Raw genomic sequence first — 16360 nt, 5'->3', positions numbered from 1 at the left:
AATAAAGGCGAATTCCCGCCGAAATCCCCATTTCCATCCCCGGGAAAACACTGAATCCCATTTCCGTGACAAATCGCCGAGCGCTTCCTATGATTGGCTGGACCATTAGTCCTTTGTGCCAATCAGCCGGCCGCGCTGCCGGCCTCCATCGGGAGAGGTGCTCATGAGATTGCAGGGCAGGCGTGCGCTGGTCACGGCGGCGGGGCAGGGCATCGGCCGCGCGACCGCGCTGCGGTTTGCGCGCGAGGGCGCCGACGTGCTGGCGACGGATATCGACGAAGCGTCGCTGGCGCGGCTCGTGGCCGACGCGCAGGGCGCGGGCGGCGCGCTGTCGACGCAGCGGCTCGACGTGACGAGCGCGCGCGACGTGGTCGGGCTGGCGGCCGCGCAAGCCCCGTTCGACGTGCTGTTCAACTGCGCCGGCTACGTGCACCACGGCACGATCCTCGACTGCGACGAGGATGCGTGGGCGTTCTCGTGGAACCTGAACGTGACGTCGATGTACCGGCTGATCCGCGCGCTGCTGCCCGCGATGATCGCCGCCGGCGGCGCGTCGATCGTCAACATGGCGTCCGCCGCGTCGAGCGTGAAGGGCGTGCCGAACCGCTTCGTGTACGGCGCGACCAAGGCCGCGGTGATCGGCCTGACGAAGTCCGTCGCCGCGGATTTCGTCGAGCAGCGCATTCGCTGCAACGCGATCTGCCCCGGCACGATCGAGTCGCCGTCGCTGGAGGCGCGCATCGCGGAACAGGCGCGCGTGCGCCAGGTGTCGGCGGACGTGGTGCGCGACGCGTTCATCGCGCGCCAGCCGATGGGGCGCATCGGCCGCGCCGACGAAGTCGCCGCGCTCGCGCTGTATCTGGCGTCCGACGAGTCGTCGTTCACGACCGGCGCGATCCATCTGATCGACGGCGGGTGGTCTAACTGACCGTGTCGAACTGACCGCGCGTCCCACACCCTTTACCTTCCTTTTTTCCGACGATATGAAACTGCTGCGATACGGCGCGAAGCATCATGAAAAACCCGGCCTGCTCGACGCGCAGGGCCGCCTGCGCGACCTGTCCGGCGTGGTCGACGACATCGCCGGCGACGTGCTGGCGCCCGCGTCGCTCGCGCGCCTCGCCGGCCTCGACCCGGCGACGCTGCCGCTCGTCGGCGGCGCGCCGCGGCTCGGCGCGTGCGTCGGCCGGGTCGGCAAGTTCATCTGCATCGGGCTCAACTATTCCGATCACGCGGCCGAATCCGGGATGGAGGTGCCGAAGGAGCCGGTCGTGTTCGGCAAGTGGACGAGCGCGATCGCGGGGCCGAACGACGACGTCGAGATTCCGCGCGGTTCGGAGAAGACCGACTGGGAAGTCGAGCTCGGCGTCGTGATCGGCCGGGGCGGCCGCTATATCGACGAGGCCGACGCGCTGTCGCACGTCGCCGGCTACTGCGTCGTGAACGACGTGTCGGAGCGTGAATTCCAGCTCGAACGCGGCGGCACCTGGGACAAGGGCAAGGGCAGCGATACGTTCGGCCCGCTCGGGCCGTGGCTCGTGACGGCCGACGAGGTGCCCGATCCCCACGCGCTGCGGCTGTGGCTCGACGTCGACGGCCGGCGCTACCAGAACGGCTCGACCGCGACGATGATCTTCCGCGTGCCGTTCCTCGTCAGCTACCTGAGCCGCTTCATGAGCCTGCAGCCGGGCGACGTGATCTCGACCGGCACGCCGCCGGGCGTCGGGCTCGGGCAGAAGCCGCCCGTCTACCTGCGCGCGGGCCAGGTGATGACGCTCGGCATCGACGGGCTCGGCGAGCAGCGCCAGCGCACCGTGCAGGCCTGATTCCGGACCCACAGGACCCCTTTCTCGGATCGTTCGCCATGCCTATCATTCGATCGATGCGCGTCATCGACGTGCGCTTTCCGACCTCGCGCGCGCTCGACGGCTCCGACGCGATGAACCCGGACCCCGATTACTCGGCCGCCTACGTCGTGCTCGAGACCGATCGCGCGGGCCTCGAAGGGCACGGGCTCACGTTCACGATCGGGCGCGGCAACGAGATCTGCTGCGCGGCGATCGATGCGATGCGCCATCTCGTCATCGGCCTCGACCTCGACTGGATTCGCGAGGACATGGGGCGGTTCTGGCGGCGCATGACGTCGGACAGCCAGCTGCGCTGGATCGGGCCGGACAAGGGCGCGATCCATCTCGCGACCGGCGCGGTCGTCAACGCGGTGTGGGACCTGTGGGCGAAGGACGAAGGCAAGCCGCTGTGGCGGCTCGTCGCCGACCTGTCGCCGGAGGCGTTCGTGCGTGCGATCGATTTCCGCTACCTGCGCGACTGCCTGACCGAGGACGAGGCGCTCGCGATCCTGCGGCGGCAGGCGCCGGCCAGGGCCGAACGCATCGCCACGCTGGAGCGGGAGGGGTACCCTTGCTACACGACGTCCGCGGGCTGGCTCGGCTACAGCGACGACAAGCTGCGCCGCCTGTGCCGCGAAGCGGTCGACGCCGGGTTCGACCACGTGAAGCTGAAGGTCGGCGCGAACCTCGCGGACGACATCCGCCGCGTGACGATCGCGCGCGACGTGATCGGCCCCGACCGCAAGCTGATGATCGACGCGAACCAGGTATGGGAAGTCGACGAGGCGATCGACTGGGTGCATGCGCTCGCATTCGCGCGGCCGTGGTTCATCGAGGAGCCGACGAGCCCCGACGACGTCGAAGGGCATCGCAAGATTCGCGAGGCGATCGCGCCGGTGCAGGTCGCGACCGGCGAGATGTGCCAGAACCGCGTGATGTTCAAGCAGTTCATCGCGCGCGGCGCGATCGACGTCGTGCAGATCGACGCGTGCCGGTTGGGCGGCGTCAACGAGATTCTCGCGGTGATGCTGATGGCCGCGAAATACGGGCTGCCGGTCTGTCCGCACGCGGGCGGCGTCGGGCTGTGCGAGTACGTGCAGCACCTGTCGATGATCGATTACGTGTGCATCTCCGGCACGAAGGAGGGGCGCGTGACCGAGTACGTCGATCATCTGCACGAGCATTTCGTCACGCCGTGCGTGGTGCGCGGCGCGGCCTACCTGCCGCCGACGGCGCCGGGCTTCTCGATCGAGATGAAACCGGAATCGCTGGAGCAGTATCGCTTCCGGGGCTGACGCGGCACGCGACGACAACAGGAACGACGGAGGCGCAACGTGGATTTGAACCTGCAGCACAAGGTCGTGATCGTGACCGGCGGCGCGTCGGGCATCGGCGCCGCGATTTCGACGCGGCTCGCCGAAGAGGGCGCGATACCGGTGGTGTTCGCGCGCCACGCGCCGGACGACGCGTTCTGGCGCGACCTGCAGCGCCGGCAGCCGCGCGCGGCGTTCTTCGCGGTCGAGCTGCAGGACGACGCGCAGTGCCGCGCCGCGGTCGAGCAGGCCGTCGCGCGCTTCGGCCGGCTCGACGGCCTCGTGAACAACGCGGGCGTGAACGACCGGGTCGGCCTCGACGCGGGGCGCGACGCGTTCGTCGCGTCGCTCGAACGCAACCTGATCCACTACTACGTGATGGCGCATTACTGCGTGCCGCATCTGAAGGCGGCGCGCGGCGCGATCGTCAACATGTCGTCGAAGACGGCCGTCACGGGCCAGGGCGATACGAGCGGCTATTGCGCGGCGAAGGGCGCGCAGCTCGCGCTGACGCGCGAATGGGCGGCGTCGCTGCGCGACGACGGCGTGCGCGTCAATGCGGTGGTGCCCGCCGAAGTGATGACGCCGCTCTACCGGAACTGGATCGCCGGGTTCGACGATCCCGATGCGAAGCTGGCCGAGATCGCCGGCAGGATTCCGCTCGGCCGGCGCTTCACGACCGTCGACGAGATCGCCGACACGGCGGTGTTCCTGCTGTCGGAGCGCGCGTCGCACACGACTGGGCAATGGCTGTTCGTCGACGGCGGCTATACGCACCTCGACCGCGCGCTCGGCTGAACGGCGCGAACGTGGCCCGCACCCTGGACGCCGACATGCAATCCGACCCGACCCGGCAACCCACCGAGCCGCCGCACGCGGGCGCGCCGCTCGTCGAGCTGCGCGGCATCAGCAAGCGCTTCCCCGGCGTGCAGGCGCTCGACGACTGCCGCTTCGACCTGCAGGCGGGCGAGGTGCATGCGCTGATGGGCGAGAACGGCGCGGGCAAGTCGACGCTGATGAAGATCCTCGCGGGGGTCTACGAGAAGGACGGCGGCGAGATCCTGCTGGACGGCCGCGCGGTCGACGTTGCCGAGCCGCGCGCCGCGCAGGCGCTCGGCATCGGCATCATCCATCAGGAACTGAACCTGATGAACCACCTGAGCGTCGCGCAGAACATCTTCATCGGGCGCGAGCCGCGCGGCCGGTTCGGCGCGTTCATCGACGAGGAGCGGCTGAACCGCGACGCCGCCGCGATCTTCGCGCGGATGCGGCTCGATCTCGACCCGCGTACGCCGGTCGGCCGGCTGACGGTCGCGCGCCAGCAGATGGTCGAGATCGCGAAGGCGCTGTCGTTCGACTCGCGCGTGCTGATCATGGACGAGCCGACCGCCGCGCTGAACGACGCGGAGATCGCCGAGCTGTTCCGGATCATCCGCGACCTGCGCGCGCACGGCGTGGGCATCGTCTACATCTCGCACCGGATGGACGAGCTGCGCCGGATCGCCGACCGCGTGACCGTGATGCGCGACGGCAAGTACGTTGCGACCGTGCCGATGGCGGGCACGTCGATGGACGCGATCATTGCGATGATGGTCGGACGCCAGCTCGACGCGCAGTTCCGCACGCCGCCCGACACGTCGGCCAACGACGTCGTGCTGGACGTGCGCGGCCTGTCGCGCGGCCGCGCGATCCGCGACGTCGGCTTCACGCTGCGGCGCGGCGAGATCCTCGGGTTCGCGGGCCTGATGGGCGCCGGCCGCACCGAGGTCGCGCGCGCGATCTTCGGCGCCGATCCCGTCGATGCGGGCGAGATCCGCGTGCACGGCGCGCGGGCGACGATCCGCACGCCGGCCGACGCGGTCGCGCACGGCATCGGCTATCTGTCGGAAGACCGCAAGCATTTCGGGCTCGCGGTCGGCATGGACGTGCAGAACAACATCGCGCTGTCGAGCCTGCGCCGCTTCGTGCGCCGCGGCGTGTTCCTCGACGCGCGCGCGATGCGCGACGCCGCGCAGGCGTACGTGCGGCAGCTCGCGATCCGCACGCCGTCGGTCGCGCAGCCCGCGCGGCTGCTGTCGGGCGGCAACCAGCAGAAGATCGTGATCGCGAAATGGCTGCTGCGCGACTGCGACATCCTGTTCTTCGACGAACCGACGCGCGGCATCGACGTCGGCGCGAAGAGCGAGATCTACAAGCTGCTCGACGCGCTGGCGGCCGACGGCAAGGCGATCGTGATGATCTCGTCCGAGCTGCCCGAAGTGCTGCGCATGAGCCACCGCATCCTCGTCATGTGCGAAGGCCGCGTCACCGGCGAGCTGAGCGCGGCCGAGGCCACCCAGGAAAAGATCATGCAGCTCGCCACGCAGCGCGAGTCGACCGTCATCCCCTGAATCCGACGCTGACCGATGACCATGTCCAACGATATGCAACCCGTTCCCCCGATCGCCTCCGGCGACGCGCAGGCCGGCGCGTCCGGCTTGCGCGCGCGCTTCTTCAACCCGGCCGCGCGCCAGCGGCTGCTGGCGTTCGCCAGCCTGCTGCTGCTGATCGCGTTCTTCAGCGTCGCATCGCCGAACTTTCTCGAAGTCGACAACCTCGTCACGATCCTGCAGGCGACCGCCGTCAACGGCGTGCTGGCGGTCGCGTGCACCTACGTGATCATCACGTCGGGCATCGACCTGTCGGTCGGCACGCTGATGACGTTCTGCGCGGTGATGACCGGCGTCGTGCTCACCTATTGGGGGATGCCGCTGCCGGTCGGGATCGTCGCCGCGCTCGGCTTCGGCGCGTTGTCCGGCTGCGTGTCGGGCATCGTGATCGCGAAGATGAAAGTGCCGCCTTTCATCGCGACGCTCGGCATGATGATGCTGCTGAAGGGGCTGTCGCTGGTGATATCCGGCACGCGCCCGATCTACTTCAACGACACGCCGGGCTTCACGTCGATCGCGCAGGATTCGCTGATCGGCAGCCTGATTCCGGCGCTGCCGATCCCGAACGCGGTGCTGATCCTGTTCCTGGTCGCGATCGGCGCGTCGGTCGTGCTGAACAAGACGATCTTCGGCCGCTATACGTTCGCGCTCGGCAGCAACGAGGAGGCGCTGCGACTGTCGGGCGTGAAGGTCGACGCGTGGAAGATCGGCGTCTATACGTTCAGCGGCGCCGTATGCGGGATCGCCGGCCTCTTGATCGCGTCGCGCCTGAACTCCGCGCAGCCCGCACTCGGCCAGGGCTACGAACTCGACGCGATCGCGGCGGTCGTGATCGGCGGCACGTCGCTGTCGGGCGGCGCGGGCAGCATACTCGGCACCATCATCGGCGCGTTCATCATGAGCGTGCTGACCAACGGCCTGCGCATCATGTCGGTCGCGCAGGAATGGCAGACGGTCGTGACCGGCGTGATCATCATCCTGGCCGTCTACCTCGACATCCTGCGCCGGCGGCGCCGTTGACCCGACGCGCAATACACGCAATACGACAAGGAGACGCGAAGTGATCAGGAACCCGCTGTTGAACGCGATCGTCGGCGTGACGTTCGCCATCGGCCTCACGGCCGCCGCGCACGCGCAGGAAGCCTACATCCCGCTGATCTCGAAGGGCTTCCAGCACCAGTTCTGGCAGGCCGTGAAATCAGGCGCGGTGCAGGCGGCGAAGGACTATCACGTGAAGGTGACGTTCGAGGGCCCCGAGACCGAGGCGATGATCGACAAGCAGATCGACATGCTGTCGGCCGCGATCGCGAAGAAGCCGGCCGCGCTCGGCTTCGCGGCGCTCGACAGCAAGGCCGCGCTGCCGCTGCTGAAGAAGGCGCAGGCCGAGAAGATTCCGGTGGTCGCGTTCGACTCCGGCGTCGACAGCGACATTCCGGTGACCACCGCGGCCACCAACAACAAGGCCGCCGCGTCGCTCGCGGCGGACAAGCTCGCCGAGCTGATCGGCAAGGAAGGCGAGGTCGCGGTCGTCGCGCACGACCAGACGAGCCGCACCGGCATCGATCGGCGCGACGGCTTCGTCGAGCGGATGAAGTCCGCCTATCCGAAGATCCGGGTCGTGACCGTGCAGTACGGCGAAGGCGACCAGCTCAAGTCGACCGAAGTGACGAAGTCGATCCTGCAGGCGTATCCGAAGCTCAAGGGGATCTTCGGCACCAACGAAGGATCGGCGATCGGCGTCGTCAACGGCGTGCGGGAGATGAAGCGCAAGGTCGTGATCGTCGGCTACGATTCCGGCAAGCAGCAGAAGGACGCGATCCGCAGCGGGCTGATGGCCGGCGCGATCACGCAGAACCCGGTCGGCATCGGCTACCGGACCGTCGAGGCGGCCGTGAAGGCGATCAAGGGCGAGAAGCTGCCGAAGATCATCGATACCGGCTTCTATTGGTACGACAAGACCAACATCGACGATCCGAAGGTGGCCGCGGCGCTGTATGACTGAGCGGGACCGATAGGGAGCACACCGATATCGCCATGACCGACTTGCGCATCGATGCACATCAGCACTTCTGGCGCTACCGCGCGGAACACTACCCGTGGATCGGCGCGGGCATGGACGCGCTTGCCCGCGATCGCCTGCCGGACGAACTGCATCCGCTCCTGCGCGCGCATGCGCTGGATCGGTCGATCGCGGTGCAAGCGCGCGCCGGACGCGAGGAGACCGCGTTCCTGCTCGGCCTCGCGCGCGGCGACGCGCGCATCGCAGGCATCGTCGGCTGGGAGGATATCGGTTCCCCGCAGCTCGCGGACCACGTGGCCGAGTGGGGGCGAGACAAGCTGCTCGGTTTTCGCCATCAGGTCCAGGATGAGGGCGACGTCGCCGCGTTCGTCTCCCGGCCCGCGTTCGAGCGCGGCATCGCGTGGCTGCAGGCGCAGGGCTACGTGTACGACGTGCTGGTGTTTCAGCGCCAGTTGCCGGACGTGCGCGCGTTCTGCGCACGCCATGATGCGCACTGGCTCGTGCTCGATCATCTCGGCAAGCCTGCGCTCGCCGAATTCGACCGCGACGAAACGGCTTTTCCGCGCTGGCGCGACGCATTGCGCGCGCTGGGCGCGCTGCCGCACGTCGCGTGCAAGCTGTCCGGGCTCGTGACGGAAGCGGACTGGGTGCACGGGCTGCGGCCGCGGGACTTCAGCGACATCGAGCGGTGCCTGGACGTCGCGCTGGAGGTGTTCGGCCCGCAGCGCCTGATGTTTGGTTCCGATTGGCCCGTGTGCCTGCTGGCGGCTTCCTATGACGAGGTCGTCGCGCTGGTCGAGCGATGGGCGGCGACGCGCTTGTCGGAGCCCGAGCGGCGCGCGGTGTGGGGCGGCACGGCGGCGCGTTGCTACGGGGTGGCGGCGTGACGCGCAGCCTCGATGCCGGCATATAGAATGACAGAATTAGATAACGTTTGCGGCCCGGGAATGTGTCCCCGCCGCTCTACCCAAACCGACGACCCGCTTCAGCGTATGTCCATCCAGCCGATTCAGAACCGCCGCCTTTACCAGCAGATCGCCGACCGGCTGAGCTCGATGATCGCGTCCGGCGATTTTCCGCCGGGCAGCTATCTGCCGCCCGAGCGCGAGCTGGCCGAGCAGTTCGGCGTGTCGCGCACGTCGGTGCGCGAGGCGCTGATCGCGCTCGAGGTGAGCGGGCTCGTCAGCGTGCGCGTCGGCGACGGCGTGAAGGTCCGCCATCCCGAAGCGGCCGCGCTGCCGCCCGAACGGAGCGCGCAGCCCGGCGCGCTCGCGGTGATCGAGATCGACCCCGAGCTCGGCATCGCGCTCGATCTCGATACGGAAATCCCGCCGTTCGCGTTGCTGCAGGCGCGCCGGCTGATCGAGCCGGAGGCTGCGGCGCTCGCCGCGACGCATGGGTCGGACGAGCAGATCGCCGGCATCCACGAGGCCTTCCTGCGCAACGAGGAAGACAACCGCAGCGGCTCGCGCACGCATCCCGGCGACCGCCTGTTCCATATCCGGATCGCCGAAGCGAGCGACAACCCGGCCTATGCGCTGATGATCAAGCAACTGCTCGCGCACAAGTACGATCCGATGTTCCAGCGGCTGCAGTCGCTCTATATGCCGAGCGACATGCCGCACCGTTCGGCGCTCGAGCACCGCGCGATTCTCGATGCGATTCGCGCGCGCGACGCGGACGCCGCGCGGCGCGCGATGGCCGAGCATCTGGATTCGGTGATCCGTATCTTCGGGCGCGCCTGCGATTGAGCCTGACGCGGCGCTGCCGCGCGCCGTTCAGAAGCGGTCGGCGCGATACGGCGACGGGTCGGTAAAGGGCGTCTCGCCGGTCATCATTTCCGCGAGCAGGCGGCCTGTGACGGGGCCGAGCGTCAGCCCGTGATGGTTGTGGCCGAACGCGAACCATAGCCCGCGATGCGCGGGGGCGGGGCCGATTACCGGCGCGCGAGCCGTTCGCGCGGTTGAACTGCATGTTGGTCAACGTCCCTTTGATCGTCGCTGCTGCGTTCGGATCGTAATAGCGGGCCGTCATCAGCTCGATCCGCATCGCATCGCCGCGCATCGAGCAAGGACGTGAGTCTATGGGATTATTCTGATATTTACTATATCGAAAAATATCGACCTATAATAATTTTCCTCATAGATCAGTCCGTGGTTTGATGGAGGGGGTTTCGCATGGATCAAGATGTTTTTTTGAGACCGGTTGGTCTTTCTGGTTGCATCTTGCATGCGCTCGTAGCCGTGAGTCTTTCTTTTTTTACGCAGTGCAGCTACTCGCGGGACATCACTCGCTTGACCATTGATGGGGTCGGGCTGAGCAAAAACGCAAATGATCGGGGAATTATCGAAGCGTGCAAGACGTTTGTGCCAACGTTGAGTCAGGTGCGGAGATATTTTCTAAAGGCTTATCCTGTTGAGAGCTATGTTGGGACGACCCAACGTTATTCTGATTGCTATGCAACAGGGTCGATTGAGTACAGTGATAAGAGCAAGGGGGCGTGGACGATATCATCCAGCGGAACCGGCGGCATCGTGTGGGCGCGAGGAGACTACGTTCACTTGTTTTATAAATACAATAAGTGGCACGATCCATTTGCGTGCAGTTATGGATCGGGTGACGAGGGGGAGTGTTAGTCTTTCTTTTCTCTCAAGAGCGCGCCTGCGATTGAGCCTGACGCGGCGCTGCCGCGCGCCGTTCAGAAGCGGTCGGCGCGATACGGCGACGGGTCGGTAAAGGGCGTCTCGCCGGTCATCATTTCCGCGAGCAGGCGGCCCGTGACGGGGCCGAGCGTCAGCCCGTGATGGTTGTGGCCGAACGTGAACCACAGCCCGCGATGCGCGGGGGCGGGGCCGATCACCGGCCGCATGTCCGGCGTGCACGGCCGGAAGCCGAGCCACGGCTGCGGATCGAGCCGCTCGCCGAAGCCGAACAGCGGGCGCGCGAGCCGTTCCGCGCGGTCGAGCTGCACGCCGGTCGGCGGCACGCGGCGGCGCGCGATCTCGACGCCGGTCGTCAGGCGCAGCCCGCGCTGCATCGGCGCGATCACGTAACCGTATTCGCGATCGACGATCGGCGCGGACGGCACGCCGCGCGCCGATGGCGCGTAGTGCATGTGATAGCCGCGCTTCTCGCGCAGCGGAATCCGATAGCCGAATTTCCCGAACACGGTGTCCGACCACGGGCCGAGCGCGACGACGACTGCCGGCGCCGCCGCCGCGCCGTCGCGTGTCGCGACCTGCCAGCCGGGCGACAGCGCGTCGAGGCTCGTGGCGTCGCCGTGCAGCAGCGTGCCGCCGCTTTGCTCGAAGAGCCGCGCATACGCTTTGACGAGGCCGGCGGGGTCGACGACGCTTTTCGGATCGAGCCAGTGCAGCGCGCCGCAGAAGCCCGGCGCGAGGCTCGGTTCCTGTGCGAGCAGCGCTGCCGCGTCGAGCGGCGTCACGCCGAGCCCGTGGCGGCGCGCGGTGAGCTGCGCTTCGGCGATGCCGCGCTGGAACGCGGCGGGCGAGCGGAACGCTTCCAGCCAGCCGCTCGCGCGCACCAGCGCCTGGGCGCCCGCGCGCGCGATCAACGCGTCGTGCTCGACGATGCAGCGCTCGATCAGCGGCAGCATGTCGCGCGCGGCCGCCGCGTGGCGCTGCGGCGCGGATTCCCACCAGAAGCGCGCGAGCCACGGCGCGAACGCGGGCAGCGACGCGCCGTGCCAGTAGAGGTCGGTCGAGCGGTTCAACGCGTAGCGCAGCAGCGTGAACGGGCTGCGCGGGAACGGGTAGGGCTCGACGGACGAGCGCTCGATCAGCCCCGCGTTGCCGAAGCTCGTGCCTTCGCCCGGCTCGCCGCGATCGACGAGGGCGACCTTGCGGCCGCGGTCCTGCAGATGGAGGGCGGCGGAGACGCCGACGATGCCTGCGCCTAGAACGATGACGTCGAAATCCATCGATGTTTGTTGAAGCGAGTGATCGGGAGACGAGGGCGGTCGAAGCGACCGTGTGGGGATCAAGCATACCCGGGACCGGGGCGGAGGGCCAAGTGTGCGCGAAAGCGGATGCCGATACTGCTTCTTCATACAGTTGCCGGTGGACGGCCCCGATGTTTTAATGAGCCGCCATTTTTCATGTCTGCCCACCGCCATGCCATTGTTCGAGCCCGTCACGCTGACTACCGCCCGCCTGAAGCTTCGGCCGCTTCAGAAAGATGACGCACACGCGCTGTTCGCGATCTGGTCGGATGCGGAGGCGATGCGCTATTTCTCGTTTCCGGCGATGAAGAGCCTGGATCAGGCAACGGAGCGCGTTGCTCGCAAGTTGTCGATGGCCGCCAGCGGCGAGGACCTCATTTGCGCAATCGAATTGCGGGCAACCGGTGAAGTGCTCGGCGAATGCGCGCTCTTCAATGTGCACGAATCCTGTCGGCGGGCGGAAATCGGCTTTAGCCTGAAACGCGCGCATTGGGGCAGCGGATATACAAGTGAAGCGGCTGCCGCGCTGGTCGGGCACGCGTTCGGCACGCTGGATCTGCGCCGGATCGAGGCGGATATCGACCCGCGCAACGCTGCGTCGGCGCGCGTGCTCGAACGGCTCGGATTCGTTCGCGAGGGGCTGCTGCGCGAGCGGTGGATGGTCGGGGACGAGGTGTCGGATAGCGCGCTGTATGGGTTGCTCAAGCGGGAGCGGCGGGAGTAGGTGGCTGTTGGGTATCGACGGCCCTTGTCTGCTTTGGGCAGACGGCTTAGTCATGGAAGGGGCCGGCCACGAACGTCGCGGCTCCGTCAGCGTACTCTCGTGTCCATATGTCACGGGGATCTTCCCCGGAGCCCTTTCCTGCAAATGACGTGTGGGGCAGGCATTCGGCCAATTTGTCGAAAAGCATGATGATCGACATGCTGTCCAGAAAGAAGAGCGTCGAAGTTGGCAGAGCCGAGCCACATGCTTCGGACAGGTCGCTCAAGACGTCGTGGCTAAGTGCATATTCGTCGAGAAACTTCGAAAGCACTGCCCGAGCGGCGACGACATTCGACGGCTCGCCATCGAAAGGATGAACCCAAACTTTGCCCCGGTCGTTCCTTGCAGGCGGCGCATTGGCGGAGCTGAAATTGTTGTGGATTACCCGGACGGACGAAGTACATTGCGTTCGATGAACGACCGCGAAGAACTTCGGATGGTTCTTCCGCAAAGCGCCGCATGGCCCCAAGAGGCTACTGTGCGCGCGGAATAACATAGTGCGGATTCGTACATTTCGGGAATGCGGTGGAGGCCTTGCGTGCACGAAAGACTTGGAAAAACTGGGGAGAGGCGGTCGCATTCCACTTTCCGAGAATCGACTGCACCTGGTTGTCCGTGGTTCCAAGCGCGTTCAAGATGTCTCCCGGATTCGTGCTTTCGTCACTTTTGATCGTCGTCAATGCAGAGAACTTTATAGCGTCTGCAATTTCGTCAAGCGGCCCGTCGCAGGCAACGATGCCGTGGTGATACAACAAAGCCAGTTCGAAGTGGTATTGACTTGCGATATCCGGCGGCAGAGGCTGAGTGAAGGCGCGACTCATCGCCGTGTCCGCCAATCGGTTGGCCAGATACCACACGTAGCTATCACTGTAGACAAGGGCGGTGCCTTCCTCCGAAGGGGCTGCGCTAACGGGACAGCAAATTAAAGTTGCCGCTAATCCCAAAAGTAAATGGGAGATTATTTTCATCGTGCGTGACATTCTCCGGCTACGAGGTTTGTACTATTGTCGATAGGTCTTGGTTGGCTGGTCCAGTGCCGTTTTTCGTGGCCTCAGCCAACCGTGGCAAGGTTCGAAGCGGACCTTCGGATTGTCCGAAAGGCTCTCGATTCCCAAACGGATGAGTAGGGCGTTGCGCCTAGTGCGTTCGGCGTATACTCGCGGTCCATATCTTTCGGGTAATGACCATGTCACGCGACGAACTCGTAGAAATCGAACTCGGCGACATCGAGTCCGTCCGGCAGTTGCACGAGAGGATGATGACACAGTTGAAATTTCCACATTGGTATGGAAAGAACTGGAACGCATTCTGGGACGCCATCACCGGGCTTGTGGAGATGCCGCTCGTTCTCCGCTTGAAAAACTGGATCGAGTTTGAGCGGCGTTTTCCTCACGACGCGATGCTGATGAACGACTGCCTGCAGGACATGGAGAGAAAGTACCCGCGCGACGCGTCGAGTGTCGAGCGCATTTGACGGTGCGGCTTTACGGATCCATGCTCGGTGTTCGCTCCGGAGCTGTCTGCGAACGGCGCGCGTGAACGTATTTCGATCACCAATGGGCTTTTGTCCCTGCATCTGGAGGAGTCACGCATAGCCACGATCCGCAGCAGGAAGTCCGAGGCGACAGTGAACCGGGTGTCTTGACGCAACGCACGCCCGCGATGGCGGCTGACCTGAAACACGCGCGATTCTCGCCCCCATGCTCCCAGCAGGCACATCGCTCACAGCTCAATCCCGGATTCCCGCAACACCGCGCGCAGTGCATCGTGTCGATCCCGGGCCAGCTCGACGAGCCGTGAGCCTGCGTCCGGCCGCGACAGGATCTGCCGATGCTGAGCACCGGGCTTCGTCCAGGCGGTATTCGAGTTGTTGATCCATTTGCACAGCGCGAGGACGAGGTCGTCATCGGCGCCTTCGGAAGGCGTCCGGTGTTCTGCAACGAGCACGAGACAAGCGAGGTAATCCCACGGATTCCTCGCGCAGATCGCCAGCGCCGCATAACGATCTCCGTGCCGGGCGAGCATCGTTTCGATCTGTTCGAGCGAAACGAATGCGCCGAGCGCACACAGGCGAACGCCGGCTTTCCTTACCCTGCGCGCCGGATCGAGTAGCGCACGCGCCGCGATTTCGTCCTTGAGCGACGGCGTCAACCGAGCCAGCAGCACGACGGCATGCGCGCGAAGAAACGCACGCGGGTCACCGGAAAATTTCTCCAAAATTGCAGTGGCTTCCGGCGCGCGTCGTTCCGCGAGCAGCGACAAGCCGGCACGGATTTGCGTACCCGACAGCTTCCCGCTTTCGAGCATCGCGATGCATCGTCCCGTGACATCCCGTCCACGCTCGTCGAGCAAGCGCGCGGCGGCGGATCGCAAGCTGCCCTGCGAGTCGAATATCGCGCGCCACAGGAAGGGTTCCTGATCGGCGTCGAGCCGATCGCTCGTCACGTATCTGAACGCCGCATACCGGACCGGTCCGAACGGAGACGCCGCGGCGATCTCGATGCACCGCTCACGATCCTGCATCGGCACGCGTTCGAGCAGTGCGACTGCGCGCTGCGCGGTCATGATGTCGCCGGATCGCAGGGCACGCTTGACCAGATCGGCGATCGGCAACAGTTGATGGTCGATCGCCAGCAGATAGGCCGTGCGCTTGAGGCGGAAATCCGCGCTTGCCGTCGCCGCGATGATCGCCTCGGCGCCGCCGGCGTGCACGATGCGCTTCTCGAACCCGAGCAGCCACGCACTGTGGTCGATGCGTGTGGCCGACAAGAGATCGCGAAGTCCGGGAAGCAGGGCGACGAAATGCACGGCGGGAACGGTTGCGAGGAGCGTGTTCAGCGCGTCCGTTGCCGCGTTGCGAACCACTGGCACCCAATCGTTCACGCGCTTGGCGATCGGCTCGAGAAACTCGCTGCCGCCGAGCTCGACCGCCCGCTTGATCGACGCTTCCCGGACATAACCCGAGTAGTGCGAGATGCACATAGCGATCAGCTCGCGATCGGTGCTGGTGGCAATCATTTCGAGCGCGGTGCGCAGCGGCATTTGCCGGCCTTGCGCCAGATAGATTGTTTGCGCGGGCTTGGGTTTTGGGTCGGACGTGGGTATCGGTGCGAATACAGGCGCCGGCGCTGATGTTGGCGCTGGCACCGGCTCAGGTGCAGTGGATACAGTTGCAGTGGAAGACGGCCGCCTGCGGAAGATTCTCTCGATTAGATTCATTGTGTTTTTTTGATCCTGGTCGCCGGATGATAGCCGTCTTCATCGATGAGTGACAGCGGGCCGGCACAATCCAGACAACGCCGCCTCACGACTTGCCGTAGTAGACCTTGACCGCGTATCGATAATCCCGCCCTTGCGCCGCGCACCATTCGGGAAACGAGCCGACCGGATTCCGTGACCACGCTTGCCAGTCCGCAACGAGTCGGTCGAAATGGTCCACTTCCGACGCGAGGCGAGCGAACGCCGCGGCATCCGGCGCATCGGCGATGAGGCGCCTCGCGCACTCCAGTTTTGCAAGCGCGTGATCGACGCTGCCGATGAAGCACGACTCGTCGAGATGATGGGTCGCGAAGTCGACGGAGTCGAGTGCATGCCCGATCAGCATCTTCCGGACCGGCGCGTCGTCGGCGCACATCGCGAGTGCGGCGGCCAGCAGTGCATCGTCGCGCTTGAGGATGCCGAGCCACCGGACCGGCAGGTTCGCATCCGGCTCGTCGTGCATCCACGTCTGCAACGTCGGCAGCACGAACCGGTCCGTCAGCGGTTGCGTGAGAAACTGATGCGCTTCCGAAGTCCGGGCATTGGCCTCGAGGATCTCGATGGCGGCGCGCCGGGCCGTCGTGCTGTCAAACGAGCTCGCAGCGTCGAGAAAGCGCTCGAGCGCGGCGAATGCATATCGACGCAGCCCTTGCTCGCGAAAGCGGCAATAGTCCGCGAGCGGCTTCAGTTCGGGGCGGGCATCGAACGCTTCCGCCAGCTTCAAGAGCCCTTCGAAATTGTGCTGGTTCCAGTAGTACATGGCGGTAAG

The 16360-nt window shown here is 65.9% G+C and carries 15 protein-coding genes and 1 pseudogene; 11 read left to right on the top strand and 5 right to left on the bottom strand.

What is annotated here, in order from left to right:
• Positions 1 to 163: 163 nt before the first annotated feature.
• The 9 genes from HWX31_RS29395 (at position 164) to HWX31_RS29355 (ending at position 9360) form a co-directional block, all read left to right on the top strand.
• Positions 164 to 928, top strand: coding sequence for an SDR family oxidoreductase (locus tag HWX31_RS29395; protein ID WP_174961125.1), 765 nt, complete (start codon positions 164 to 166; stop codon positions 926 to 928).
• Between the two features lie 55 nt (positions 929 to 983).
• On the top strand, positions 984 to 1826 hold the full coding sequence (locus HWX31_RS29390) for an ureidoglycolate lyase (protein ID WP_059718882.1): 843 nt from the start codon (positions 984 to 986) through the stop codon (positions 1824 to 1826).
• Positions 1827 to 1864: 38 nt separating this feature from the next.
• Complete coding sequence (locus HWX31_RS29385) at positions 1865 to 3142, top strand: L-fuconate dehydratase (RefSeq protein ID WP_174961123.1); 1278 nt, start codon at positions 1865 to 1867, stop codon at positions 3140 to 3142.
• A gap of 39 nt (positions 3143 to 3181) precedes the next feature.
• On the top strand, positions 3182 to 3958 hold the full coding sequence (locus tag HWX31_RS29380) for an SDR family oxidoreductase (RefSeq protein ID WP_174961121.1): 777 nt from the start codon (positions 3182 to 3184) through the stop codon (positions 3956 to 3958).
• Positions 3959 to 3993: 35 nt separating this feature from the next.
• Positions 3994 to 5550: a sugar ABC transporter ATP-binding protein gene (locus HWX31_RS29375; RefSeq protein ID WP_174961118.1), complete on the top strand. Its 1557-nt coding sequence runs from the start codon at positions 3994 to 3996 to the stop codon at positions 5548 to 5550.
• A gap of 21 nt (positions 5551 to 5571) precedes the next feature.
• Entirely contained in the window at positions 5572 to 6609 is a 1038-nt protein-coding gene (locus HWX31_RS29370; protein WP_174961116.1) for an ABC transporter permease, read from the top strand.
• A 40-nt stretch (positions 6610 to 6649) separates the two neighbouring features.
• Positions 6650 to 7591 (top strand): ABC transporter substrate-binding protein, encoded by a 942-nt coding sequence (locus HWX31_RS29365; RefSeq protein ID WP_042588448.1) that lies wholly within the window; start codon positions 6650 to 6652, stop codon positions 7589 to 7591.
• A gap of 32 nt (positions 7592 to 7623) precedes the next feature.
• Positions 7624 to 8496: an L-fucono-1,5-lactonase gene (locus HWX31_RS29360; protein ID WP_174961113.1), complete on the top strand. Its 873-nt coding sequence runs from the start codon at positions 7624 to 7626 to the stop codon at positions 8494 to 8496.
• 105 nt (positions 8497 to 8601) lie between these two features.
• Positions 8602 to 9360: a FadR/GntR family transcriptional regulator gene (locus tag HWX31_RS29355; RefSeq protein WP_174961112.1), complete on the top strand. Its 759-nt coding sequence runs from the start codon at positions 8602 to 8604 to the stop codon at positions 9358 to 9360.
• Between the two features lie 27 nt (positions 9361 to 9387).
• On the opposite strand, the pseudogene HWX31_RS29350 reads toward HWX31_RS29355, so the two are convergent.
• Positions 9388 to 9552 (bottom strand): annotated as a pseudogene (locus tag HWX31_RS29350) (NAD(P)/FAD-dependent oxidoreductase); the annotation flags it as partial.
• Between the two features lie 755 nt (positions 9553 to 10307).
• Positions 10308 to 11549, bottom strand: a complete 1242-nt coding sequence (locus tag HWX31_RS29345) for an NAD(P)/FAD-dependent oxidoreductase (RefSeq protein ID WP_174961110.1) — start codon at positions 11547 to 11549, stop codon at positions 10308 to 10310.
• A gap of 193 nt (positions 11550 to 11742) precedes the next feature.
• Between HWX31_RS29345 and HWX31_RS29340 the strand changes: the two genes are divergently transcribed.
• Positions 11743 to 12294, top strand: a complete 552-nt coding sequence (locus tag HWX31_RS29340) for a GNAT family N-acetyltransferase (RefSeq protein ID WP_174961153.1) — start codon at positions 11743 to 11745, stop codon at positions 12292 to 12294.
• A 512-nt stretch (positions 12295 to 12806) separates the two neighbouring features.
• Here HWX31_RS29340 and HWX31_RS29335 read toward each other — a convergent pair.
• Positions 12807 to 13301: a hypothetical protein gene (locus tag HWX31_RS29335; RefSeq protein ID WP_174961108.1), complete on the bottom strand. Its 495-nt coding sequence runs from the start codon at positions 13299 to 13301 to the stop codon at positions 12807 to 12809.
• A 218-nt stretch (positions 13302 to 13519) separates the two neighbouring features.
• Between HWX31_RS29335 and HWX31_RS29330 the strand changes: the two genes are divergently transcribed.
• A complete protein-coding gene (locus HWX31_RS29330) occupies positions 13520 to 13807 on the top strand; it encodes a barstar family protein (protein WP_174961106.1) in 288 nt (95 codons plus the stop codon).
• A 248-nt stretch (positions 13808 to 14055) separates the two neighbouring features.
• Here the strand turns inward: HWX31_RS29330 and HWX31_RS29325 are convergent, their stop codons facing one another.
• Positions 14056 to 15375, bottom strand: a complete 1320-nt coding sequence (locus HWX31_RS29325) for a hypothetical protein (RefSeq protein ID WP_244143878.1) — start codon at positions 15373 to 15375, stop codon at positions 14056 to 14058.
• 262 nt (positions 15376 to 15637) lie between these two features.
• A complete protein-coding gene (locus HWX31_RS29320) occupies positions 15638 to 16351 on the bottom strand; it encodes a hypothetical protein (protein ID WP_174961104.1) in 714 nt (237 codons plus the stop codon).
• Positions 16352 to 16360 lie beyond the last annotated feature (9 nt).

The organism is Burkholderia ubonensis, assembly GCF_902833085.1.
Lineage (GTDB): Bacteria > Pseudomonadota > Gammaproteobacteria > Burkholderiales > Burkholderiaceae > Burkholderia > Burkholderia ubonensis.
The sequence above is the reverse complement of the archived record's forward strand: the minus strand, read 5'-3'. Positions and strand labels throughout refer to the sequence as shown.

What these genes read in the sequence shown, in the direction of transcription:
- HWX31_RS29390 (WP_059718882.1), top strand. Translation starts at nt 984, where the DNA reads ATGAAACTGCTGCGATACGGCGCGAAGCATCATGAAAAACCCGGCCTG.
- HWX31_RS29325 (WP_244143878.1), bottom strand. Translation starts at nt 15,375, where the DNA reads ATGCCGCTGCGCACCGCGCTCGAAATGATTGCCACCAGCACCGATCGC.
- HWX31_RS29340 (WP_174961153.1), top strand. Translation starts at nt 11,743, where the DNA reads ATGCCATTGTTCGAGCCCGTCACGCTGACTACCGCCCGCCTGAAGCTT.
- HWX31_RS29360 (WP_174961113.1), top strand. Translation starts at nt 7,624, where the DNA reads ATGACCGACTTGCGCATCGATGCACATCAGCACTTCTGGCGCTACCGC.
- HWX31_RS29320 (WP_174961104.1), bottom strand. Translation starts at nt 16,351, where the DNA reads ATGTACTACTGGAACCAGCACAATTTCGAAGGGCTCTTGAAGCTGGCG.
- HWX31_RS29375 (WP_174961118.1), top strand. Translation starts at nt 3,994, where the DNA reads ATGCAATCCGACCCGACCCGGCAACCCACCGAGCCGCCGCACGCGGGC.
- HWX31_RS29370 (WP_174961116.1), top strand. Translation starts at nt 5,572, where the DNA reads ATGTCCAACGATATGCAACCCGTTCCCCCGATCGCCTCCGGCGACGCG.
- HWX31_RS29385 (WP_174961123.1), top strand. Translation starts at nt 1,865, where the DNA reads ATGCCTATCATTCGATCGATGCGCGTCATCGACGTGCGCTTTCCGACC.
- HWX31_RS29345 (WP_174961110.1), bottom strand. Translation starts at nt 11,549, where the DNA reads ATGGATTTCGACGTCATCGTTCTAGGCGCAGGCATCGTCGGCGTCTCC.
- HWX31_RS29355 (WP_174961112.1), top strand. Translation starts at nt 8,602, where the DNA reads ATGTCCATCCAGCCGATTCAGAACCGCCGCCTTTACCAGCAGATCGCC.
- HWX31_RS29330 (WP_174961106.1), top strand. Translation starts at nt 13,520, where the DNA reads ATGTCACGCGACGAACTCGTAGAAATCGAACTCGGCGACATCGAGTCC.
- HWX31_RS29335 (WP_174961108.1), bottom strand. Translation starts at nt 13,301, where the DNA reads ATGAAAATAATCTCCCATTTACTTTTGGGATTAGCGGCAACTTTAATT.
- HWX31_RS29395 (WP_174961125.1), top strand. Translation starts at nt 164, where the DNA reads ATGAGATTGCAGGGCAGGCGTGCGCTGGTCACGGCGGCGGGGCAGGGC.